At 46.7% G+C, this 22366-nt stretch carries 21 protein-coding genes and 1 pseudogene; 6 read left to right on the forward strand and 16 right to left on the reverse strand.

Annotation, left to right across the window (positions count from 1 at the left end; all coding sequences use genetic code 11):
- Positions 1–88 (reverse strand): transposase-like zinc-binding domain-containing protein (locus AC2VDX_RS04635; RefSeq protein ID WP_486928107.1); only part of this gene is annotated, 88 nt, incomplete at its 3' end.
- A gap of 89 nt (positions 89–177) precedes the next feature.
- Positions 178–1083, reverse strand: a pseudogene (locus tag AC2VDX_RS04640) (EamA family transporter); the annotation flags it as partial.
- A 161-nt stretch (positions 1084–1244) separates the two neighbouring features.
- Here AC2VDX_RS04640 and AC2VDX_RS04645 point away from each other — a divergent pair.
- Entirely contained in the window at positions 1245–2357 is a 1113-nt protein-coding gene (locus AC2VDX_RS04645; protein WP_378175777.1) for a TRAP transporter substrate-binding protein, read from the forward strand.
- A 173-nt stretch (positions 2358–2530) separates the two neighbouring features.
- Here the strand turns inward: AC2VDX_RS04645 and AC2VDX_RS04650 are convergent, their stop codons facing one another.
- The 8 genes from AC2VDX_RS04650 to AC2VDX_RS04685 all read right to left on the reverse strand — a co-directional run bounded on the left by AC2VDX_RS04650 (position 2531) and on the right by AC2VDX_RS04685 (position 10558).
- Positions 2531–3868: a TRAP transporter large permease gene (locus AC2VDX_RS04650; RefSeq protein WP_378175780.1), complete on the reverse strand. Its 1338-nt coding sequence runs from the start codon at positions 3866–3868 to the stop codon at positions 2531–2533.
- Complete coding sequence (locus tag AC2VDX_RS04655) at positions 3852–4406, reverse strand: TRAP transporter small permease subunit (RefSeq protein WP_378175836.1); 555 nt, start codon at positions 4404–4406, stop codon at positions 3852–3854. Before AC2VDX_RS04655 ends, AC2VDX_RS04650 begins: the two co-directional genes overlap by 17 nt.
- Before the next feature lie 103 nt (positions 4407–4509).
- Positions 4510–5322, reverse strand: coding sequence for a hypothetical protein (locus AC2VDX_RS04660; RefSeq protein ID WP_378175783.1), 813 nt, complete (start codon positions 5320–5322; stop codon positions 4510–4512).
- 103 nt (positions 5323–5425) lie between these two features.
- A complete protein-coding gene (locus tag AC2VDX_RS04665; protein ID WP_378175786.1) occupies positions 5426–6646 on the reverse strand; it encodes a M20 metallopeptidase family protein in 1221 nt (406 codons plus the stop codon).
- A gap of 29 nt (positions 6647–6675) precedes the next feature.
- Positions 6676–6969: a type II toxin-antitoxin system RelE family toxin gene (locus AC2VDX_RS04670; protein WP_378175789.1), complete on the reverse strand. Its 294-nt coding sequence runs from the start codon at positions 6967–6969 to the stop codon at positions 6676–6678.
- Positions 6959–7726, reverse strand: coding sequence for a hypothetical protein (locus AC2VDX_RS04675; RefSeq protein ID WP_378175792.1), 768 nt, complete (start codon positions 7724–7726; stop codon positions 6959–6961). The genes AC2VDX_RS04670 and AC2VDX_RS04675 overlap by 11 nt, the downstream gene beginning before the upstream one ends.
- 68 nt (positions 7727–7794) lie before the next feature.
- Entirely contained in the window at positions 7795–8475 is a 681-nt protein-coding gene (gene bioD, locus AC2VDX_RS04680) for a dethiobiotin synthase (RefSeq protein ID WP_378175839.1), read from the reverse strand.
- A 91-nt stretch (positions 8476–8566) separates the two neighbouring features.
- On the reverse strand, positions 8567–10558 hold the full coding sequence (locus tag AC2VDX_RS04685) for a protein kinase domain-containing protein (protein ID WP_378175795.1): 1992 nt from the start codon (positions 10556–10558) through the stop codon (positions 8567–8569).
- Between the two features lie 666 nt (positions 10559–11224).
- On the opposite strand from AC2VDX_RS04685, the gene AC2VDX_RS04690 reads away from it, so the two are divergent.
- Entirely contained in the window at positions 11225–12217 is a 993-nt protein-coding gene (locus AC2VDX_RS04690; protein WP_378175799.1) for a ribose-phosphate pyrophosphokinase, read from the forward strand.
- A gap of 67 nt (positions 12218–12284) precedes the next feature.
- Here AC2VDX_RS04690 and AC2VDX_RS04695 read toward each other — a convergent pair whose 3' ends face one another.
- The 3 genes from AC2VDX_RS04695 to AC2VDX_RS04705 all read right to left on the reverse strand — a co-directional run bounded on the left by AC2VDX_RS04695 (position 12285) and on the right by AC2VDX_RS04705 (position 14326).
- Positions 12285–12713: an NUDIX hydrolase gene (locus tag AC2VDX_RS04695; protein ID WP_378175802.1), complete on the reverse strand. Its 429-nt coding sequence runs from the start codon at positions 12711–12713 to the stop codon at positions 12285–12287.
- Positions 12714–12722: 9 nt separating this feature from the next.
- Entirely contained in the window at positions 12723–13178 is a 456-nt protein-coding gene (locus tag AC2VDX_RS04700; protein WP_378175842.1) for a DUF3531 family protein, read from the reverse strand.
- A 128-nt stretch (positions 13179–13306) separates the two neighbouring features.
- Positions 13307–14326 (reverse strand): Sll0314/Alr1548 family TPR repeat-containing protein, encoded by a 1020-nt coding sequence (locus AC2VDX_RS04705; RefSeq protein ID WP_378175805.1) that lies wholly within the window; start codon positions 14324–14326, stop codon positions 13307–13309.
- Positions 14327–14731: 405 nt separating this feature from the next.
- Between AC2VDX_RS04705 and AC2VDX_RS04710 the strand changes: the two genes are divergently transcribed.
- Positions 14732–15406: an ABC transporter ATP-binding protein gene (locus AC2VDX_RS04710; protein WP_378175808.1), complete on the forward strand. Its 675-nt coding sequence runs from the start codon at positions 14732–14734 to the stop codon at positions 15404–15406.
- 76 nt (positions 15407–15482) lie between these two features.
- Entirely contained in the window at positions 15483–16253 is a 771-nt protein-coding gene (gene rsmG / locus AC2VDX_RS04715) for a 16S rRNA (guanine(527)-N(7))-methyltransferase RsmG (RefSeq protein ID WP_378175811.1), read from the forward strand.
- 29 nt (positions 16254–16282) lie between these two features.
- Here the strand turns inward: rsmG and AC2VDX_RS04720 are convergent, their stop codons facing one another.
- Entirely contained in the window at positions 16283–16837 is a 555-nt protein-coding gene (locus AC2VDX_RS04720) for a hypothetical protein (protein WP_378175845.1), read from the reverse strand.
- A gap of 507 nt (positions 16838–17344) precedes the next feature.
- On the opposite strand from AC2VDX_RS04720, the gene AC2VDX_RS04725 reads away from it, so the two are divergent.
- Positions 17345–18493 carry a ferrochelatase gene (locus AC2VDX_RS04725; protein WP_378175814.1) on the forward strand — a complete coding sequence of 383 codons (1149 nt, stop codon included), beginning with the start codon at positions 17345–17347 and terminating at the stop codon, positions 18491–18493.
- Positions 18494–18627: 134 nt separating this feature from the next.
- Here AC2VDX_RS04725 and AC2VDX_RS04730 read toward each other — a convergent pair whose 3' ends face one another.
- Positions 18628–19173, reverse strand: a complete 546-nt coding sequence (locus AC2VDX_RS04730) for an NADPH-dependent FMN reductase (protein ID WP_378175817.1) — start codon at positions 19171–19173, stop codon at positions 18628–18630.
- A 322-nt stretch (positions 19174–19495) separates the two neighbouring features.
- Here AC2VDX_RS04730 and ftsH point away from each other — a divergent pair, with 322 nt between their 5' ends.
- On the forward strand, positions 19496–21409 hold the full coding sequence (gene ftsH / locus AC2VDX_RS04735) for an ATP-dependent zinc metalloprotease FtsH (RefSeq protein WP_378175820.1): 1914 nt from the start codon (positions 19496–19498) through the stop codon (positions 21407–21409).
- Positions 21410–21625: 216 nt separating this feature from the next.
- Here ftsH and AC2VDX_RS04740 read toward each other — a convergent pair whose 3' ends face one another.
- On the reverse strand, positions 21626–22345 hold the full coding sequence (locus tag AC2VDX_RS04740) for a M23 family metallopeptidase (RefSeq protein ID WP_378175823.1): 720 nt from the start codon (positions 22343–22345) through the stop codon (positions 21626–21628).
- Positions 22346–22366: the final 21 nt, after the last annotated feature.

A 22366-nucleotide genomic window follows, 5' to 3' on the forward strand; every position in this document is an offset into this window, starting at 1 on the left:
TCTTACATCTGACACAGATATAATTCTGTTTGCCTTTTTTCTGACCATTTTTATTAATATGAGTTGACTGACATTCAGGGCATTGCATAATATTGCATCTTCATGAGTGTTTTTTTTGGCGCTCGCATGATCGCTCACTTTATCATACCCTAATTCAGCAACGCCCGTTATTACTAACACACCCAAAATCATTAGGCTAGCTCCTATTGCTCTTTCTTTTATTCCTTCTTCTTTAAAAATTAAGTATCCAAAAAATACACTCAGGAGCGCACTCATCCTTTTAATGGCAATAACGTGTGCCACCAGAGTCATATTGATTGCTATCATCTGAAACAATACTGCTAATGCATTAAATAGCCCCATTGGAGCTAAATATTTTAAGTGATAGAGAATTTGCTCTAGATTTTGCTTGGATTTATACAGTATTATTGGCAGCATGGTAACTGCAATAAATGCATACATAACAATTGCCCAAAAAATGGGAGAAGAATTTTTTACCCCCATTTTGTCAAAGTTGGAAGTTATGCTCCATATAAAAGCAACCAATAACATTAGCTTTGGCCCATTTTGCTTAAGCAGCGAACGAAACGGAGCTAAATATCCTCTGTGTTTTTGTCTAATGTTTAATACATAAGAACCTGCAACACTTAGAAAAATTCCTAATGAATCGAATAAAGTAGGATATTCGTTGACAATGAGCGGGGAAGTGATGAGCAGAAATAAGGGGGTAAAGGTAATAAGAGGGATTGTTAGGGATAAATCGGAAATTTTAAGTGCTTTTATATAAAGAATAGTTGCTAGAACATTCAGCGAACTACCAACGATTAAGGCTATCCAAAACTGACTTTTTAAAAAGGGAAGTTCGATAAAAAATAAAAGAGGAATTAAAAGAATTAGTGTAAAAAAGATTAAAGACCAAGCAACAATATATTCATCGAGACTTTTGAGAACTTTTTTGCTGAAAACATCCTTTAATGATTCAAAAATAGCGGTTAAAGTAGCAAATACGAACCAAACCATAGTTATTGAGCATTTCATGAGCGCGATCGCTCTCAAGGATCTTACTGGCGCGATCTCAGGCATTAAACTTTAGTCATTCAAACTCCCACTGTCACCTAACCTAAGGTAGAAGCGTACCTAGAGGACTCCGACTCTGCTAGGATTGTCATATTTTCACCACATGAATCTGTTTTAAACTACAAATTTCCCTCAGATTGGGTTTTCTAGGTATTTGAGCAAAACTTATGAAACGAAGACACTTTGTCAGCAGCACTGCTATTGGAGCCGCTAGTGCGGCGGCGCTGGGTGCCTGTAGCCGAACAGCCACACGCTCAGGTGTTCAAACTAACGCCCAGCCAAGAATTCGGTGGAGGATGGCAACCAGCTGGCCTAAATCGCTCGAAACTATCTTTGGGGGAGCTGATACAGTTTGCAGGCGCGTCAGCGAAATGACCGGCGGACGCTTCACGATTACCCCCTTCGCAGCGGGTGAAATCGTGCCCGGTCTACAAGTTCTAGACGCCGTACAATCTGGAACTTTGGAGTGCGGTCACACTGCAAGTTATTACTACATAGGAAAAAATCCTGCACTGGGTTTTGGTACAGCCGTGCCTTTTGGTCTGAATGCCCAACAGCAGAACGCATGGCTCTACCACGCTGGCGGACTGGAAGCAATGCAAAAGCTCTACTCAGACTTTGGCGTTATCAACTTTCCTGCTGGCAACACTGGCACTCAAATGGGAGGCTGGTTCAAGCGAGAAATCAAGTCAGTGACTGACTTGAACGGCTTGAAGATGCGTATCCCTGGATTAGGCGGTGAAGTGATGAGCCGTCTAGGCGTCAATGTTCAGGTATTGCCAGGGGGCGAGATATATCTAGCACTTGACCGAGGAGCGATTGATGCCGCTGAGTGGGTTGGCCCGCATGATGACGTGAAGCTGGGCTTGAATAAGGCAGCGCAGTTCTACTACTATCCAGGCTGGTGGGAACCTGGAGCAACATTGGAAATCCAGATTAATCTGTCAAAGTGGCAGCAATTACCGAAGGATTACCAACAAGTCTTGAAAAGTGCCACGATGGAAGCCAATCTAAATATGCTGGCTCAGTATGATGCCTTGAATGCACAGGCGCTCACAGCACTGGTTGCTGGAGGTACAAAGCTAACGCCTTACTCTAAGGAGATTATGCAGGCAGCCGAGAAGGCATCCTTCGATTTGTATGAGGCAAATGCTGCTAAGGATGCCACTTTCAAGCAAGTTTACGAACAGTGGAAGAAATTTAGAGAGCAGGTTTACAAGTGGAATCAAGTCAATGAACTAAGTTTTGCCAATTTCGCCTATCCTCAGGAAAAAAGTTAGAAAGTTGGGGTGGCATTGCAGGCTGACAAGTTACAGGTTAGAAACTCTGCTCGACCGATCTTATCTTGACGATAGAATCAAGTTGCACGTTGGCAGATTACAGGCGAAACCTTTAATTGTTTAACTTTTAACCCTGGTTCAACCTTTCAACTTTCAATGCTTTTTCAACCCTTCTAAAGACTGAGCGACGGTAAGAAGGTAACAATACCTGGAAAAACAATAATCAACACCAGAACCAGCAGTTGGAGCAGGATAAAGGGTACAACACCCCGGTAAATATCGGTTGTGGTCACTTCCGGAGGTGCAACGCCACGCAGGTAAAAAAGAGCAAAACCAAAGGGCGGTGTGAGAAAAGAAGTCTGTAGGTTCGCTCCTAAGACGACACCGTACCAAACGAGATCGATTCCCAATTGTTGAGCAACTGGCACAAATAAGGGCACGATGATAAAAGCGATTTCAAAAAAATCGATAAAAAAGCCTAGTGCAAACACCACCAGCATACTAACGACCAAGAAGCCGGTTCTGCCGCCAGGGAGATTGGAGAGGACATCGAACATAAAGCGATCGCCATTGAGTCCCCGGAATACCAAACTAAATGCTGTTGAGCCAAACAAAATAAAAATCACCATGCTGGTGATCCGCATCGTGGCATCGCAAACTCGTCGCAATGCGTCCCAGCTCAACTGACGGTTCGCAACAGCTAGCGCGATCGCTCCTACACATCCAACAGCACCCGCTTCCGTCGGCGTGGCAATGCCAAAAAAGATACTGCCCAATACCAACAAAATCAACACCAACGGTGGCACCATCACCTTCAGCACGCGCAATCCCAGCGCTTTACCACCGATATTCCGCACTGAAAGGGGTAATGCAGGTGCGACTTCTGGCTTGAGAAACGCCACTATGACTACGTGTAGGGCGAAGGCACCCGCCATCATCAAACCCGGAATCACCGAGCCGATAAACAAGTCTCCCACCGAAACACCTAGCTGATCTCCCAATACCACCAGCACCACGCTGGGGGGAATAATTTGCCCTAAAGTACCAGAGGCGACAATTACGCCCGTAGCCAGTTCTTTGTTGTAGCCGTAGCGCAGCATGATCGGCAGGGAAATCAGCCCCATTGCCACTACCGTTGCTGCCACGACGCCAGTTGTCGCCGCTAATAACGCCCCCACCAGAACTACCGCTAAAGCAATACCGCCCCGCAGTCGCCCGAACAAGATCCCCATTGTTTCTAGCAACTGCTCAGCAACCCCCGATTTTTCCAGCATTGACCCCATAAAGATGAAATAAGGGATCGCCAGTAGCGTGTAATTCGCCATAATGCCGAAAATCCGCTGGGGCATCGCCGTCAAGAAAACTGGGTCAAATATGCCCAGTCCCACGCCCAAGACGGTAAATAGAATCGCCACACCCCCCAGAGAAAACGCCACGGGGTAGCCCAGCGACAGCAGGACTAAGGCACCGCCAAACATCACCGGACCTAACCATTCATAGTCCAGGGTCATGCTGTTCCTCCTGGGGTGCTAGCTTGCCTGTGAAAATTGCAAAATTCTTAATTGCCTCGGAAATGCCCTGAAGAATCAGCAGCACGAAGCTGACGATAATCATTGATTTAATCGGGTAACGAGCCAATCCACCTGGATCGGGGGAAATTTCTCGAATTGCCCAAGAATTAAGAATCGTGTCCCAGGAGAAATAAATCACCATTAGACAGAACGGAATTAGGAAGAATAACGTTCCGAACAGGTCAGCCAACGCTTTCCACTTCCAGTTCCAGCGACTGTAGAAAATATCCACGCGCACGTGTTCGTCGTGTTTCAGGGCGTAAGCGGCTCCCAACAAGAAAACCACGTCGAAGATATACCACTGAGTTTCAATAAAGGCGTTAGAACTCAGGTTTTGCCCAATTAAACGCCCGATGTAGCGACCGGCGACGTTCCACACCCCGACCAGTACCATCAGTAGCACCAGCCAATAGGTGAGACGTCCGATGCGTTCATTGATCGCATCGATAATTCTGGATATGCGTAGCAGTTGCTGCAATGCGTCATCCTCCCCAAGTACATGAAAAATCATCTCATTGATAGATGACACTTCAAGTACCTGCGTAAAATATTTTTATTAGGTTGGGTTTGGGGAGCGATCGCTACATTCTTCCCATGACAATTCCCCAAAAATAATCCTCGAATGGCCCTTCAGCTGCGTCTACGTGCATCTTTCTTGCCCAAGTATAGATGTCGAAGCTGATATGTCCACTATCGTGCTGCCAAGGTTTACCTGGTTGAATAACAATATTGCCTAATAGGGAAATCCAGTGAGTTGGGTAAGGCAACAGCGGTGGTTTGTTGCTCAGTAATCCTTCAGCAGTAACCAAGGCAAACGCAACGCCACCGCTGGCTATGACTTCTGCGGCTTCGCGCATCGCATCAAATTCGCCATAAATATAGGTATGGGCGTATTTAAATTGACGATAGCCCAGCACTTCTTTAACCCACCCTTTCATCTCCCAAGATTTCGTCATCCCGCCCAGATTCCGAATGATGTTGGGGGCGTTTGGTTCGACTGGAAAAATCAGGTTTTCTGATTCGCGCAAGGTTGCCAACAGCATCCAATCTGCCATTCCCATCCGCAGTCTGCCTTGGCTTTGGCGCAGTCTAGGCGATGCTTGGATAAATCTAGTTTTCGCTTGAAAACCGCCGGTTTCAAATAAACTGCGGCAAATTTGCACGTACCAGAGTGGCTGTTTGCGAACCAGCTCAAATACAATCGATGCTGGACCGCAAAAGGGTTGTCCCCCTTGGTTTACTTGAAAGGGATCGATTAGACGCGATCGCATATCAGCAATTACTTGCTGTTTATCCAAACTGAGCCAAACACCGGGGACGCTGGATTGCTCGAAGTCGGCGATCGCTTGCTGTCCCTGTTGCGAATCAGTTAAATTTGGCAGTTGAGAAGTCATCAGCACCTCATGGGATAGAAGAAAGATTGCAGGCGAGTTTTAGGTTAGCAGGTTATAAATTGCAGGCTCAAATGACTCTTTAAACCTTAAACCTGACAATCCTTCAATCCTTCAATCCGCAAAATTTCTCAACACACCGGACAAATATCTCAACACCTATCCCTAGCGCTGTTTCATCAAAATTAAATCGCGGATGATGGTGCGGATACGCTAAGTTTTTTTCTACATTCGCCGAACCCAAAAAGAAATAGCAACCGGGTACAGCTTGCAAAAAGAACGACATATCTTCGCCGCCCATTGTTTGGCATTCTGGCACAATTCCAATCGGAGTTTCTACCACCCCTTCTGCCACAGAACGCACGAGTTCCGCCATCTTGGCATCATTAATCACAGGAGGATAAAGCCGCTTGTAGTCTAGTTGATAAGTGGCACCGTGGCTTTGGCAAACACCCGCAATAATCTGCTCAATCCGTTGAGGAATTAGTTCTCCCAGAAGCGGATTGAAATATCTCACAGTACCCGTTAAGAAAGCTGTATCGGCAATTACGTTGAGCGCCTTGCCTGCATGAAGTTCCCCGACAGTAACGACGGCGGACTCCAGTGGCGAGACATTTCGAGCCACAATCGTCTGCAAGGCAGTGACAATATGAGCGCTAACTAAAATTGAATCAACCGTTTGATGGGGAATCGCCCCATGTCCGCCTTTGCCTTGAATCGTGCAGCGAAACCCCTCTGTTGCTGCCATCAAGGGACCACTGCGAACCCCCACAGTGCCCAGAGGCAGATTATTCCACAAATGCAGCCCAATAATCCCATCTACCTGGGGATTTTGTAAGACACCTGCTTCAATCATCGGCTTGGCACCTCCCGGCCCTTCCTCAGCAGGTTGGAAGATAATCTTTATAGTGCCAGCAAAGTCATCGCGGTGCTGCGAAAGATAGTAGGCAGTGGAGAGAGCGATCGCTGTATGTCCATCATGACCGCAAGCGTGCATCACTCCATCATGCTGCGACCGATAAGGCACATCATTCTCTTCCTGAATCGGCAGGGCATCCATATCTGCCCGAATTGCTAGCACTTTACCTGGTTTGTTACCACTAATTGTGGCAACAATTCCAGTTTTTGCAATGCCAGTTTCATGTTCAATTCCCCATTCTTGCAATTTTTGGGAAACTAACTCGGCAGTTAAATGCTCTCGAAACCCTAATTCAGGGCACTGATGCAGTCGCCGCCGCAACTCCACTAGCATCGGCTGCAATGCCTGAATTCCCGGTCGAATGCGAGATGAATCAACAGAAAGAGGACTTAAAGAAGTGGCAAACATTTTTTCCCTATATAACGAATCAATAATATTTAAACACGCCTTTCGGCTGAACTATAAGCTTCATCATGTAAACCAATTGCTAAGATTTCAACTACCTCTCTAGTTTCAATAATCCTAAAAATTAACCGCCACGCATTACCTTTTACTTGAAAACTTAAAGCTATACATAATTTTAGCTGTCCTTTCTTTTTAGGAAATTTATATGGCTCCTCAGCTAAAAGTTCCAAGTATTCCCGAAATTCCGAAGCAAGCTCTAGGTTCATCAGTAGCATCTCTTTAGCTTCTTTAGCCGCTTTAGGATGAAACTCAATATTAAACGTCACACCCTTGCTCCAGATCCGACAGCCAACTTAAAAATTCTTCTCCTGAAACATTTTTAGTGCTACCTTCTAGAATTCTTTCATAAGCATTTTGTTCAACTCTTCCCCAATCTTTACTCGCTTCCTCATTTTCCTGATTAATTTTTTCTAGTCTTGACAAGAGATCGGAAATTCTACTTTTTGTTTCAGAAACCTGTTTTTGATCGGGAGTCAGGGTAATTCCGAATGCTGGTTTATCCGGCATTCCTGTCAAAACCATATCAATTGTAATAATTATGGAAGAAAGAACTCTTATAAAAACACGGATTGTATCATTGCTTAACTGTTCTCCTAGTTCAAAAACTAGATAATCTACAATATTTACTACTACAGACATCCAGGCTAAAATCTCTGCTACGGCTGCCTTAGTGTCTATTAATAAATTTATACGATTAATTATTTTACCTGCTGATTGAAACCTGTTGTTCTGCTGACTCAATTGAGAATATAATTTTTTGACTTTAGATACATATTCTTCAATTTTATTAAAACTCTCCTGCAAAACTTCACTCAGCGTTTCTACCTGGATCTCCTGCATTGCTGCTGCAAATGTAACATTGATACTCCCTTCTTGAAGTGCAGACAGCAAAGGTAAAGTAGAAGAAATAACAGATTCTTGAGCAGAATCTGTTTGTTTTTGCGGAGAAACAGTTGGCTCTTTTGCAAATTCCTGTCTAGCAGATTTAGAGCCAGATGAACTGTTTTTTTTATGTTTACTCATGACTAATTCACAGGCTACGCAAGAAATATTGACATCTAATACTCTTTCAAGCTAACACGCTACCCAAATCAAAGTGGCATCAATCGCTCTATATCTAAATCTGAAGCAACTTGAGCTAGTTTAGTGAGATCGGTGGGATCGTTCAGATTGGGCATAATTCCAAAAACGGGTGTATTCGTTAAAGACTGAATCAAATCGATTGGACACCAATCGGCGATTTCTTGTTCGGTAAGAGGTTGAACGCAATTAAGAACGATGCCTTTGAGGTGGACACCCGACTGACGAGTGAGGGCAACATTCGCAACCGCTTGGGCGATCGCGCCCAATCTTATCGGTACCACCAATACCGTTGGCAACCCCCAATCCCTAGCCAAATCCGCCACCGTGAGTTCATCTGTAACCGGCGAACCCAATCCTCCCAGTGCTTCCATCAGCACAAAATCTCGCTGACGCCGCAGATTTTCAAACGCTTGCCAAGCTTTTCCTAAGTCAACACTCGTCCCTTCCCGTTCAGCAGCGATGGGAGGCGCTAAGGGTGCCTGGAAGTACAACGGATTAATTTCCTCTAAAGATTGATTGAGAGAAAATAGCCGATTGTAAAGTTCTCTATCCCCAGTTCCAGACTGAATTGGCTTCATCATCCCCAAGCTTTTGGCAGGACAATACATCTGCCAATAAGCTGCCAAAGCCGTTGTCAAAACTGTTTTCCCAGCGTCTGTATCGGTTCCACTAATTAGTAGCGCGTTCAAAGTAGTTGTCACTCGTCAGTTGTCAGTAGAAGTTGCAAGGTTGCCAGGTTGGAAATCCATCTTCCAACGTTTACCCATGAGCAATTACCCATTACCGAACACTAATATCTAGCGTAAAGGGTGTCTCCTCCGGCGCAATTACATCGATTTGATACTCTCCAGCGCGAGGCACCTGAGCTTGCCAAGACAAAACGCCAGAGGCATCTTCCACCAGAGTGCCATCAGGATACCGAATATCTAAAGTTGCCCCACCCGGTTGAATGTCCGCTTTCAGTACCTGCCCTTGTTGCACATTTACCAGGTAACGCTTAATCCGCTGCGGACTGGTTCGAGCCGAAACTTGCACTCCCGGTTCGCCGGGTGGGAAGGTAATCGGTTGAGTGTCAAATTGACCTGTGGGAGTGGGTGTGGGTGTGGGTGTGGGTGTGGGTGTCGGCGTTGGCGATGGTACTGGCTTAGCAAGGCTAATCTGTAAGTTGTAGTCGCTCTGAGACAACCCCTTGATCGGACTTAGCTGAATGGTGTAATTGCCGGTAAAGGGAAGCGTTCCTGTCCAACTTCGGACTCGCCTAGCATTTTTACTAATTGGGTTTTGATCTGGCCCCAACACCGTCATTAAAACACCTTCGTCAGTCAGCAAGGAATTTAATTGTTGATCTTGTTCTCCACCAATGATGTAGTTAAGAGTTTCGTTTCCTTTCAGATTTCCCTGTTTAGTCAGCGTTTGACCGGGTACTAAGTTTAGGCGCTGACTGTACGTGACTGGTTCCAGGCTGGGTGTTGGCGTTGGCGTTGGCGTCGGTGTCGGGGTTGGCGTTGGTGTCGGGGTTGGCGTTGGCGTTGGGGTGTCAGAAACTATCGGAGTCGGAGTTGGTTGAGGCTGCCGATTAATGACAAAGCTGACCAACGCCCAAGAACCCAGTCCAGCTAATAAAGCAAGACTGATTACAACTGCGAAGACAGCCCAAGGGTCTTGCCAAGTCGAGCGATCGCGCGGTGCGGGAATGACTGGATCAGGGCGAGTTGGACGGGTGGCATTAGGATTGACCGGGTTTCCAGGGTTGTTAGGGTTGGGCGTCACCGGGTCGGGTCGGCGTCCGACCGCCACCGTTTGTACCTGGGAAGTGGTCGGACGGGGCGGTTGGGGGCTGGAAACTGGCGGTTGCGGGTTAGCAGGTGGAGGTTGGAAAGTTGGTGGTGGAGGTTGGATCGCTGGTGGAGGTTGAAAGGCGGGGGCTGGATTCGTCAGGGATTGGAGTGCTTGTACAACTTCTCCAGCCGATTGGTAGCGATCGCCCGGTCGATAATTCAACATCCGATTCAACACTTGGGCGAACCCATCGCTGACGTTCACCCACCTGCGCCATTGCCAGGTTAACTGAGTGGCATCCAGCAATTCTGCTGGCTCTTTGCCTGTGAGCATCACCGCAGCCGTCGCTGCTAAGGCGTAGAGGTCGCTGCTAGGGTAAGCTTGCCCTGCCTGCATTTGTTCGCTGGGGGCATAACCGGGTTTCCCCACCGTTGTCGCGACTGGTCTGGTAACATCTGGTAACTGAAACCGAGTTGCCAGTTCCTTAACGACGCCGAAATCGATCAGCACAGGCAAGCGATCGCTTTCCCGTAAAATAATATTGTCCGGCGCAATATCTCGATGAATAATCCCCTTAATATGGATGTGCGCTAAGACTGGCAACAACTGCCGCAGAAATTGCATCACTTCTGCCTCCGAGAAAGCATTGCCTTGACTCCGACGCTCATCCAGCAGCATCCGATAAGTCTTCCCCTCTACATAGTCCTGCACCAGGAACAACCGCTGATCTTGCTCAAAAGTAGCCCGGAACTGGGGAATCTGCGGGTGTTGGATTTGGTAAAGAGTCGTCGCCTCTCGTTGAAACAGTTCCCTTGCTTTCTCCAGCACATAAGCCGATTCTTGAGCGGGAATTAATTCCTTCAAGGCACACCGTTCGCTAAAGCGCCCCTGGTCTTCTGCTAGATACGTTCGTCCGAACCCTCCCTGACCGAGAATACCGATCAAGCGGTAGCGGTTTTGTAGAATCGTTCCAATGACAATAGGGGGTTGCATAAATAAGGACTAGGGAAGAAGGGCAAGCAAGATGCAATTTATGACAAAGCTATGCTACCTTACCTTTCTGGATCTATTTTGGCAAAAGCTGTCGCTCACCGTTCCATTAGACGCCAATCTTGCCTGATTGGAAGATGAGCATCCCGTTTTTGCTATACGCCCACAGGCTAGAAGCCTGGGGCTAGAAGAACAAAGCCTGCTCTCGTCAGGCTTTGCTTGTTTAGCCGCAACTTTAGTCGTCGGACTTTAGTCGTCGGACTTAAAGGCGATCGCGTTCCTTTGATGTATTTTCACTTTGCTTTCTACTTGTTAAAAAATTATTAATTATCAAAGCATCTTTCTAAAAATCTGTACTTTTGACTTGCCTATCCGAGTCAAATTTTAGTTTTTACTAGGATAACTACGGAGACTTTACCTTTACAATTTACTTGAGATTGCAAAAACGTAAGTCATTATACGTAGATGATCGTACCTGTCAAACCTCCATTGAGGAGTTACGTTCTCAAACTTAAGACTAAAACTTTCTAATTCTTGTCTACAGAGCAATTTTTTCGATATTCTGTAACAAGTGATTCAGATATTCATCCCTTCTTCACAAATAAATTTTATAAGCCGTTTCGGCGACAATGATAAGATTGCGATCGAAGTAGCTCTTGAGGGTCTGCTGTGCTCCGTTCTCCCACTATATCGCTTCAGCCTACGCTGCCACAAATAGCAGACAACAATCGTCTGCGACTGTTTTCTGGATCTGCCAATATACCCCTCTCTCAGGAAGTTGCTCGCTATCTAGGCATGGACTTGGGACCAATGGTTCGCAAGCGGTTTGCTGATGGAGAGCTTTACATTCAAATCCAAGAATCGATTCGAGGGTGTGATGTTTACCTAATTCAACCCACTTGCCATCCGGTGAACGATCACTTGATGGAATTGCTGATCATGGTTGACGCCTGTCGCCGCGCCTCGGCTCGACAAATTACGGCAGTCATTCCCTATTATGGCTATGCTAGAGCCGACCGCAAAACAGCGGGACGCGAATCCATTACCGCCAAGCTGGTTGCGAATCTGATCGTGGAGGCTGGAGCCAGCCGAATTTTGGCGATGGATTTGCACTCAGCCCAGATTCAGGGATATTTTGATATTCCCTTCGATCACGTCTACGGCTCACCTGCGCTAATCAATTACCTGGCAAACAAGCAACTATCCGACTTGGTTGTTGTTTCACCCGATGTGGGTGGTGTGGCTAGAGCCAGAGCCTTTGCAAAAAAGCTAAACGATGCCCCGTTGGCGATTATTGATAAGCGTCGGCAAGCGCATAACGTAGCGGAAGTGATGAATCTGATTGGCGATGTCGAAGGGAAAACAGCCGTCTTAGTAGACGACATGATCGACACCGGCGGCACCATCTCAGAGGGCGCTCGGTTGTTACGCAAAGAAGGAGCTAGGCAGGTATATGCCTGTGCTACCCACGCAGTTTTCTCTCCACCTGCCATTGAGCGACTCTCAAGCGGGATATTTGAAGAAGTGATTGTAACCAATACAATCCCAGTTCCCGAAGCAGATAGATTTGAACAACTAACGGTACTTTCGGTGGCAAATGTGCTGGGTGAGACGATCTGGCGGGTTCACGAAGATAGTTCTGTTAGCAGTATGTTCCGATAAATCTTAATCCGCTAAGGATGTAGCTTTTTTAGGTGTAGGGGCATGGCATTGCCATGTCCCTAAAGAATTACAAGTAATCCAAAAATACTTCTGGGACTAATCGCAACTCGGCAGATTTAAAACGATTAATTTCTACCCAAAGTGCTGCTTTTTGGCGATCGCCTTCAGCAAAAACCGTTCGTTCAATCTGATAAAGCTTGGGATCGACAAAATCACATTGATACAGTTGAATGATTTCGTGACCAGGCTTACCGTTGAAAGTAAACAAATTTTCGATACAGCCAAGATACCGAATATTCGTTAATTCAGCCTGGATTTCTTCTTGAAATTCTCGTTGCAGTGCTTCGAGGCTGGTTTCTCCAAAGTCAACGCCGCCCCCTAAGGCGCGATAAAATGTATCCTGTTTAACTGGGTCATAGCCTTCGGAAATAAAAATGCGATCGCCATCTCGAATTAGCCCCAAGGCAAGCACCCGAATTTCGCCTGATTTGTGCATCGTTATTTGCTAATTTTCATCGTAAGTAAAAGCAGCCCGACTTTCGCTACCCTCAACAGACCAGTCTTCATTTTCGCCGCCAATGTACAAGCGTTCAATCGTCACGTATTCCTTGTTCAGCTGGTTGAGAGAGTTGATTAAGATATCGAGAGCGATCGCATCACTGGTTCCCAGATCAAGCCAGCACCGTGCCCATCCACCTTCGTACTCAAACTCGCCCATATTATGCATCAGCGATATCATACTGCTATCCGCTGCCTCAGAATCGTAATCCATGTAGCTGATATCTAAACCCGTATCTTGGACTTGGAGATTTTCTGCATTAAATCCTCCCAATTTACCCAAGAAGAACCAGGAGTTAAACACCTCCTCGACATACTGCTTTTCCATCTCCGAGGGAACCATGCTGAATTCCAGCCAGATCCACAGATCGAAAGGGTTAAACTCGCGGAACACTACCTGCATATCAACTGTGAAGTATAAAGTGTAAAGGATGAAATTTGAGGACTCGGCTTCAATCCATTGTTTTGGCAACCGCGAACTCACTTCATCCTTTCTTTCATCCTATCGTTTATACTTCATCCTTTTAGCGTTTATCCTCCCGTAATCTGGCGTTGCGCTTTATTGCGTTCTCGCTTCAGCTGTTTGACGACGTTCACCGGGAGTTGAGCTTCTTTAGCGATCGCTTTGTCAAAATTCTCCACCGCCTGCTTGATCAAAGCTTGGTTATTGTTTTTCTTCTTACCTTGCTCAACTAGGATTTGCCCTTTGAGATAGAACAATTCTGGGTTATCCGGCGTGATTTGACTTGCCTTCTCGACAAATTCCAATGCCTTATCGTACTTCTTCAAGTCCCGATAGCCGACGGCAATTCCCCGATAAGCCAAATAAGAGGGACCTGCTTTTTCTAAGCGTTCAATAGCTTGATTCGGGTTAGAAAAAGGCAAATTGACCGCGATCATCAAATCCATATACCCCTTGAGCAAGTTGAGTTCTGCGTCATTAGGTGCTACCTTTTCAGCTTTATCAAGGTATTCAAATACCTGCTGCAATTTACTCAAAGCTTGCGGGCCACTCTTGATCGCATCTCGATTGGCGATCGCAATCGTATGAGCGCCTTGTAAAAAATGACCCACTGCGGTATAAAGATTTCCACGTAAGGGATCGGTCACAGTGAGCTGCTCAGCAGTTTGCAGCGTCTTGTCCGCGTATAATTTAAACTCATCCAACAAAGCTTGTTTTTGTTGCTTGCTCTCTGCACTTTCCCCTTTCCAGTCAATATAGGAATAGGTGAGAGATGCCCTCATTGCGTATGCTAGCGGTTCGTTGGGTTCCTGCGTTTCCGCTTGCTGTAGGTAACGCTTTGCTTGTGGATAGTTTCCCTTTTCAAAGATTGCCTTGAAAGCGGCTTCTGTACTGTCTCCGATGTTACGAGGGTTGCTAGAGCGAAAAGGATCATTCGCTAGACTAGGGCTAGACCAAAAGCTGACTGCCATCAGCGATGCGAGCAGTGCCAAACGTGCAGACGCTGGCACGATCGGAGGCTTAGAGCAAATCGCGGGTGCATTAGCGATCGCAGAAATAATCTGCTTAGGAACCGAAAACCGATCCATTATCGTCATCCTCACAAAACCTTACGCTTGAGTGAATGCTGTCTCTAATGTTAAATGTTATCTAGTAACGTCAGAAAATACGCTGTTACCATCGCCCCTCGGCTCAACATTTAGAAACAACAAGTGTATAATTAGTCACTTCTAGATAAAAAGAGAGTTAAATACGTTTGACGCCGTTACTAAATTCCAGGTTCCGGAAAAATTTAGTTAATTTTATTGTAAATGCCAAGTATAAAAGTAAGAATGAAGAGATCCGTAATTGCGGATAAAACTCGTTTTGCTAAAAAACAGGTTTCGTTCAGTTTTTTTTGTGCCCAATAATTTAAGTCAAAATTAAAGAAGGCTTTTTTGTTCCCAACTGGATGCCTTGACGAGTTTGCTTTCTATTTTCTATTCGTGTAATTAATGCTCTATCTCAAAAACCTGACCTATCACCCCGCCGCTGCCCCAACTGCGATTCTAAAAGCCCTTAATTTAGAATTAGCACCGAACAATCTGGGTCTTGTTATTGGCCCAAGTGGCTCTGGCAAAAGCACATTTTTAGAAATTCTGGCAGGTCTTGCGGAAAAAACGGCTGGTGCCCTCTACTGGCGAGACCAAGAACTTACTCCCGAACATCTGCAACAGCTGGGAGGATTAGTGTTTCAATTTCCAGAGCGGCATTTTTGTGGTGGAACAATTTTAGAGGAACTGCGCCTAGGGCATCCAGAATTGGGATCGGAAAAAGTCAAGGAAGCTCTGCAAGAAGTAAATCTGGCACATCTGCCGTTGCATACCTCACCGAATTCCTTGAGTGGAGGTCAACAGCGACGCCTTGCTCTAGCAGTGCAGCTGATTCGCCAACCTCATTTGCTGTTGTTGGATGAACCCACCGCTGGATTAGATTGGTCAATGCGGCGTCAGTTGGTGAATTTATTAGCAAAACTCAAAACCCATTGGACGCTGTTAGTTGTCACCCACGATGCGGGTGAGTTGTTAGCGATCGCCGATCGATGTTGGACTATTAACCACGGAGAATTACAATCGGTGGAACCAGCGTCATTGGAAACCAAAGTAATTGAGCCGCAACCAGCAGCTTAAATGAGTTTGGACAGTTGTAGGGTGAAACCCTTCCCGAAGGGTAGTTAGAAATTTAAAAAGTTGAAGGTTGCCGGTTATGGGTGAGATTGAGACGCTAATGTTGCCGGAAATGGCAGACATCTGGCAGCAAACATTAGGCTGGCAGCCGGAAGCCGAACAGAGGCAACAATTTCAGCGCCTTTACGAACTGGTTTTGGCAGGTAACCGCCAGCTAAATTTAACTCGCATCACCGAACCGATGGAGTTTTGGGAAAAACATCTGTGGGATTCTCTGCGGGGAATTGCACCCTTGTTATCCTCGAATTCGGTAGGGACAAGCGATCGCTTATCTCTACCCTCCGTCGAACGCGCCATCGATATTGGGACTGGGGGAGGATTTCCGGGGATTCCGATAGCGATCGCCCTCAGCAATTGCACCGTCACTTTACTCGATGCCACGCGCAAAAAAATCGCGTTTTTAGAAACTCTAATCGCTCAGATGGGCATTCAAAATGCTGCTATTCTGACTGGTAGAGCTGAAGAAATTGGTCAACATCCCCACTATCGAGCTTCTTACGACTTGGCACTTGTTAGAGCCGTGGCGACGGCATCTGTCTGTGCAGAATATGCCCTCCCGTTGCTAAAACTCGGTGGCTTAGCCATCCTCTATCGAGGACAGTGGACAGAAGAAGAAACTAATGCTTTGCAACCAGCGCTGGTGCAGTTGGGTGGTGTCATTGAGTCGATAGACGAGTTTGCAACTCCTTGTAGTCACAGCGATCGCCACTGCCTTTATCTCCGCAAAGTGGCACCCACACCGAGGGAATTTCCCCGCGCTGTCGGTTTACCTGCTCAAAACCCACTTTAGGGAATGACTCAGAAAGCGAAAACAATCGACTATCCATTACCATAACGCTGCAACAGGCTGGTTAAAAACTGAGCCGCTGTGGTGTAGGTTCGCGTTTCCGCTTTTCCTTCTGCTGAACTTACCCACCAACCTTTTGCAGCTTGGGGCGATCGCCATAATTCTAAATGCTCTACTGACGGATCGGCATAGAAACTATCTTCGCCACTTCCCAGTACCGCCGAACTCCAGTGTGTAAAGTAATCGTGGCTGAGTCGGTGGATGGGAAAATTACCAGACAAAGGCATACCCCAACCATCTAGAGCAATTAAAGCTTTGACGGTTCCTCCCGATAGTTGCCACAGCCAAGCCGCTCCAATTGCACCCACAACACCCGCACTGAAGCTAATAAAGATTACTGGTGACGCTTGCGGACTGGGCGAACCGACTTGCTTGCATAAATAATTGTAAATGTCAAGCGCTGAGTAAGCGGGAAATTGTTGAACCGGAAAAATCAACAGATTCTCTATCTTTTTTGGGTGCAACTCTTCCAAAAAGCTCTGCGTTAGCGCTGGATCGTGGATACCTGGGCAAATAATGACGCTGATCATTTCTAGGAGTTAGGGGCAAATGATGACGAGCATCAGATGGATTATTAAAAGACTTAACAGATAAAACATCGCTCTTAAGATATAAAAATTCTAAGAAAGAGCTTTTAACAGCGGTGTCTCTGGCAAGAACTAGAAGCACTGGAGAGCGATCGCATTCAACAAAAAATTAACTTAGAAGCCGACAGCACTTTACGAGGCGAAGGCTCAAGGACGCGATCGCGTTAGCGTATGCTGCTAGACGCAGCTCTTCGCCTTAGCGTATGCTGCTAAATGCAGCTCTTCGCCCCATCACTAGCTCCTGAATCTATCAATCATTTGGTGGATGAATTGCCCCTAAAAACTCGCTGCAATATTATCTAACTGCTAAATTTTTTACTTTAATCCCCCCCTAGGGGATGTTACTCTAAAAAGGAGTGGTGCTTTGAGGGGATTGAAGCTGTACGACAACGCGATCGCCCCAGTTTCCACTCTAATGTAGACACCATTCAAGCTGAGGAACGCGACTTGGTAGCCACCCCAGAAAAACTTCAACAAATTAACGATTCAGCCACTGGTAACGACCGCGTAGCCGTATTGCTGATGGGCTATGGCGAAGTAGAAAGCTATGACGACTTTGCCAACTACAACGAACAAGCTTTAAATCTACTCACCGCTAAGTTTGCGCCGGTACCCACCTGGATATATCCACCACTAGCAAAGATTTTGGCAATCTTTGACCTGCACGAGTGGAACCACCAGCACGATCATTTTATTTCCCCCCACAACGCAATTTTTGAACAGCAACGGGCGGGGATAGAACAAAATCTACAAGAAAAATGGGGCGATCGCGTTAAAGTTTTCAAAGCCTTTAACTTTTGCGCCCCCTTCCTTCCCGAACAAGTTCTCGCCGAAATCAAAGAACAGGGATTCGATAAACTGCTAATCTACCCGCTCTTAGTGGTAGATTCTATCTTCACCAGCGGTATTGCCGTCGAGCAGGTGAATAAAGCCCTTGCCAACCTATCTGACGGTAGCGAACACTGGATTAAGGGACAGCGCTATATTCCCTCCTTCTACAACGAACCCGCCTACATCGAATTGCTAGCGCGTCTGGTAGAAGAGAAAATTACCCGCGATTTAGCAGTAGCGCACTTACCCTCCCAAACTGCCATCGTGTTGATGAACCACGGTTGTCCTCACAAAGCCAAAGGATTTACCTCTGGCATTACTGAAAGTGAAGCACTCTACGAAAGAATTAGAGAAAAGCTGATTAATAAATATCCGCTAATTTCAGTAGGTTGGCTCAACCATGACACTCCTCTGATTGAATGGACTCAACCCAATGCCACGCAAGCTGCTGAAAATCTAATTCTGCTTGGTGCTACCTCCGTCGTTTTCATGCCAATTGGCTTTGCTACCGAGAATCACGAAACTCTGCTGGATGTAGACCACATCCTGCATAGCTTACGACATCGGCATCCTGAAGTAACTTACGTGCAAATGGCGTGCGTCAACGACCATCCGGAATTTTTAAAGATGGCAGCAGAATGGGCGCATCCTCAAATTGAAGCTTTATTATCAGAACAAGCTTTTGCCGTTAATCCTCAGATGGCGGCGATGCAAGCTCATACCCACGACCACCACGACCACGGTCATCATCATCACCACCATTGAGGGGATATTTTTTAACCCAAAGGTACGCAGAGGTTAATGCTCTCGGTACACGAAGGGAAGAATTTTCCTTCGCGTTACTCTGCGATTTCCTTGGCGTACCTTTGCGTTAAAATTTCTCCAATTCAAGCAAACAACTAGGCAACCTTTCTCAATTTCTGGGTATTTTCTACTAAACTTTCAGCAAATTCATTGAAGCGATCGGAGAGTTTATCATCCAGCAAGTTCCCATCAGGTTTAAAAGCTTTCCAAGCTTGTCCAATGGCAATTTGTTCCGGAATTACCCAAGCATGAACCCAGCGCATAATCACCCGCAGATCGTTGAGAGCGTTACTATTAGACTGACCTCCTAAGACACTAATTAAACCAGTAACTTTATCGCTTAGCTGGTCAAAACTCATCAAGTCTAGGGCATTTTTTAGCACACCGCTGACACTACCATGATACTCAGGGGTTGCCAAAATTAAGCCATCTGCCTCAGCGACTATTTTTTGCATCTTTGCAACATCCGGAAAGTCTGGATATTCCTTTTCTCCGTTGCAAAAAGGCAGATGCATTTGCCGCAAATCAAGAACTTCTACCTCAGCGCCTAGCGATCGCACTCGCAAAGCTGCCAAATTTAGAGCGAGCTGACTTTGAGATCCAGCCCGTAAACTTCCGCCAATTCCCACAATTTTGACCATATAAATAAGCCTCTATGAAGATGAAAACAAGCTTGAGTAAGCGCAAAAATAGTTAACTTCAGGCAATCAGTCATCGATACATAAGTAGAAAAACTTATTAGTTAGTAAAGCGTACTCGTTATGAATACGTTCAAGATAACAAGTTTCACCCAACTTCGTCAACAAGGCAGACAAAACCAGCAAACCGATTCTCGGCAAGGCTGGAATCGAGACAGTTAAACTAGAGGATGGAAAGGTCTGCTCAACTCCTGATTTAGGCAGATTCCTCTGGAAATCCAGCAACCTAGGGGTTGAGTCACAGCAGCAGGGAAAGGGCAATTGTATGAAAAAAAATTCTGGGATCGAAGCATGGATAGGGGATCGACCGGCAAAAAGGTCTAAGGAAAATTCCGCTAAACCAGCGCCACGACGCTTCTGGCAGATCGCCGCCAGTTTGATGATTTTCCAGGGGATGCTGCTGAGTCCTCCTGCCCTCGCTAAGGCAGAGCAGAACACCCTCACCTATGGCGAGCTGTTGCGGAAACTTGAGGCGAACCAAGTCACCAAGGTGGAAATTGACCCAGCCACCCGGATGGCTAAGGTTAGATTGGCGGGGCAAAAGCCAACCGATCCGCCGCAAGAGGTGATGCTGCTAGAGCAAAATCCAGAATTGATTGAACAACTCCGCAGCAAAAATGTCGAACTCGATGTACAACCTTCGACAGATAACACCGCAGCGGTGGGGGTAGCGGCAAACTTACTATTACTCTTCTTCTTACTGGGAGTATTAATGTTTATTTTCCGTCGTTCTAGCAATGCTTCTGGGCAAGCCATGAACTTCGGGAAATCAAAAGCCAGATTTCAGATGGAAGCCAAAACCGGCGTCAAATTTGACGACGTAGCAGGCATCGAAGAAGCCAAAGAAGAACTCGAAGAAGTCGTCACCTTCCTCAAACTCCCAGAGAAATTCACCGCCGTGGGCGCAAAAATTCCCAAAGGCGTGCTGTTAGTCGGTCCTCCCGGAACTGGGAAAACATTACTCGCCAAAGCGATCGCTGGGGAAGCTGGAGTACCATTTTTCAGCATTTCTGGATCGGAATTCGTGGAAATGTTTGTCGGCGTCGGTGCATCCCGCGTCCGCGACTTGTTCAAAAAAGCCAAAGAAAACGCTCCTTGTCTGATCTTCATCGATGAAATCGACGCCGTCGGACGGCAACGCGGCGCAGGGATTGGCGGTGGAAACGACGAGAGGGAACAAACCCTCAACCAGTTGCTGACAGAAATGGACGGGTTTGAAGGCAATACTGGGATTATTATCATTGCCGCTACTAACCGTCCCGATGTTCTGGATTCGGCGCTGTTGCGTCCGGGACGCTTTGACCGACAGGTGATGGTGGATGCACCGGATCTTAAAGGGCGTCTGGCAGTTCTGGAAGTTCATGCGCGGAATAAAAAAATCGCTCCCGAAGTCTCGCTGGAAAACATCGCTCGACGCACCCCAGGCTTTACGGGTGCTGACTTAGCGAACCTGCTCAACGAAGCTGCCATCTTGACCGCCAGACGGCGCAAAGAGGCGGTTACAGAGTTAGAAATTAACGATGCTGTAGATCGGGTGGTGGCTGGTATGGAAGGCACGCCGCTAGTAGATAGCAAGAACAAGCGATTAATTGCCTATCACGAAATCGGTCATGCCGTGATCGGCACCCTGTTACCCGGTCACGACTCGGTGCAGAAAGTTACCCTGGTGCCACGGGGTCAAGCGCGGGGGCTGACCTGGTATACTCCGGGTGAAGAGCAGGGCTTGTTTTCGCGATCGCAGCTGCTGGCTCGAATTACTGGAATCTTGGGCGGACGTGCGGCTGAAGAAGTCATTTTTGGCGACGCCGAAGTAACGACGGGTGCCTGGAATGACTTGGAGAAGGTGACATCGCTGGCGCGGCAGATGGTCACGAGGTTTGGAATGTCCGATTTGGGACCGCTGTCGCTGGAAACCCCGAATGGGGAAGTATTCTTAGGACGCGATTGGATGAGCCGCAGCGAATATTCCGAAGAAATTGCCACCCGCATTGATACCCAAGTCAGAACAATTGTTGAACATTGCTACAGCGAAGCTTGTCGGCTGATTCTGGAAAACCGAGTCTTGGTAGACCATCTGGTGGATCTTCTGTTAGACCAAGAAACGATTGAGGGCGATCGCTTTCGTCAAATTGTAGCTGAACGCGCCCAAGTGCCCAAGAAAGAGGTAGCACTTCCTTAATTAAAAGTGCTTGTTCTTTAGACAGTACACTTCTCTGAAAAAACCCGTTTTCTTCAAGAAAACGGGTTCTTTTATTGCTAAGGTTTGAACCTGCTAATCCTGAAAGACTATCCAAATCTTGGATGTGAAGACTCCCTTTGAGGCAACTTTACCCAGCACTGGTGCAGTTTGTTGGGTAACGCTTATTTAGCCTAAGACAATGTTGCCAGTCGCCGCTCAATAATCGATCGTTCGTCGCCCCTGATTCCCCCACGATGTCTGACTTCTATAAGGTTGAGGCCAACGCCCAACTTGCTGAACATTACTGGGTTGTTGAGCATACATCGCTTTGAGAACCTGACCCGGATCTACATAATTATTGGCATACTTTAATCCCCAGTGGAGATGAGGGCCAGTAGTACGCCCAGTCATTCCTACCCGACCAATTCGGGCACCTGCTGCCACTTGTTGCCCTTCCCAAACCACGATACCGCCGCTGCGATCGATGAAATAACGTCCGCCGTTGGCTGATTCTACGCCCCCTTTCATGTGACAGTAGACGTGCCGCCACGCGCCGGACTCGATTGTAATTGAGGTGCCGCAAAGTCTATCTTGTGAGACTTTCACGACTTTCCCTCCCCACCAGTTACGAATGTAACTTCCTTCCGGTGCAGCGATATCTAAACCCCGATGGAATTCCAAACCCGCAGAACCAGAGGGAGAGCGTCGGTAGCCAAATGCAGAAGTATAGCCTTGAAAATTTTCGACTGGGAAAGATGCCCCTTGCCAGCTGTTGCCAGTTGATGCTGCGTTTGCTCTAACTTCCAATGCCTCAACTGATGGCTGTAATTCTACTACTGGCATCAACCAGGCTAAAGTCAGCCCTAATAAAAATAGAAATCGTCTTGGATGGAGAAAGCGGTTTTGAAGGTTTGGAGGTATAGACCCTTGCTGCATTGCTTTACTCTTCGTTTGCCC

It is taken from the genome of Coleofasciculus sp. H7-1 (genome assembly GCF_057473865.1).

Bases quoted from the DNA above. Each gene is read 5' to 3' on its own strand.
- AC2VDX_RS04645 (WP_378175777.1), top strand. From the start codon at position 1,245: ATGAAACGAAGACACTTTGTCAGCAGCACTGCTATTGGAGCCGCTAGT.
- AC2VDX_RS04650 (WP_378175780.1), bottom strand. From the start codon at position 3,868: ATGACCCTGGACTATGAATGGTTAGGTCCGGTGATGTTTGGCGGTGCC.
- AC2VDX_RS04660 (WP_378175783.1), bottom strand. From the start codon at position 5,322: ATGACTTCTCAACTGCCAAATTTAACTGATTCGCAACAGGGACAGCAA.
- AC2VDX_RS04665 (WP_378175786.1), bottom strand. From the start codon at position 6,646: ATGTTTGCCACTTCTTTAAGTCCTCTTTCTGTTGATTCATCTCGCATT.
- AC2VDX_RS04675 (WP_378175792.1), bottom strand. From the start codon at position 7,726: ATGAGTAAACATAAAAAAAACAGTTCATCTGGCTCTAAATCTGCTAGA.
- AC2VDX_RS04685 (WP_378175795.1), bottom strand. From the start codon at position 10,558: ATGCAACCCCCTATTGTCATTGGAACGATTCTACAAAACCGCTACCGC.
- AC2VDX_RS04695 (WP_378175802.1), bottom strand. From the start codon at position 12,713: ATGCACAAATCAGGCGAAATTCGGGTGCTTGCCTTGGGGCTAATTCGA.
- AC2VDX_RS04700 (WP_378175842.1), bottom strand. From the start codon at position 13,178: ATGCAGGTAGTGTTCCGCGAGTTTAACCCTTTCGATCTGTGGATCTGG.
- AC2VDX_RS04705 (WP_378175805.1), bottom strand. From the start codon at position 14,326: ATGGATCGGTTTTCGGTTCCTAAGCAGATTATTTCTGCGATCGCTAAT.
- AC2VDX_RS04710 (WP_378175808.1), top strand. From the start codon at position 14,732: ATGCTCTATCTCAAAAACCTGACCTATCACCCCGCCGCTGCCCCAACT.
- rsmG (WP_378175811.1), top strand. From the start codon at position 15,483: ATGGGTGAGATTGAGACGCTAATGTTGCCGGAAATGGCAGACATCTGG.
- AC2VDX_RS04730 (WP_378175817.1), bottom strand. From the start codon at position 19,173: ATGGTCAAAATTGTGGGAATTGGCGGAAGTTTACGGGCTGGATCTCAA.
- ftsH (WP_378175820.1), top strand. From the start codon at position 19,496: ATGAAAAAAAATTCTGGGATCGAAGCATGGATAGGGGATCGACCGGCA.
- AC2VDX_RS04740 (WP_378175823.1), bottom strand. From the start codon at position 22,345: ATGCAGCAAGGGTCTATACCTCCAAACCTTCAAAACCGCTTTCTCCAT.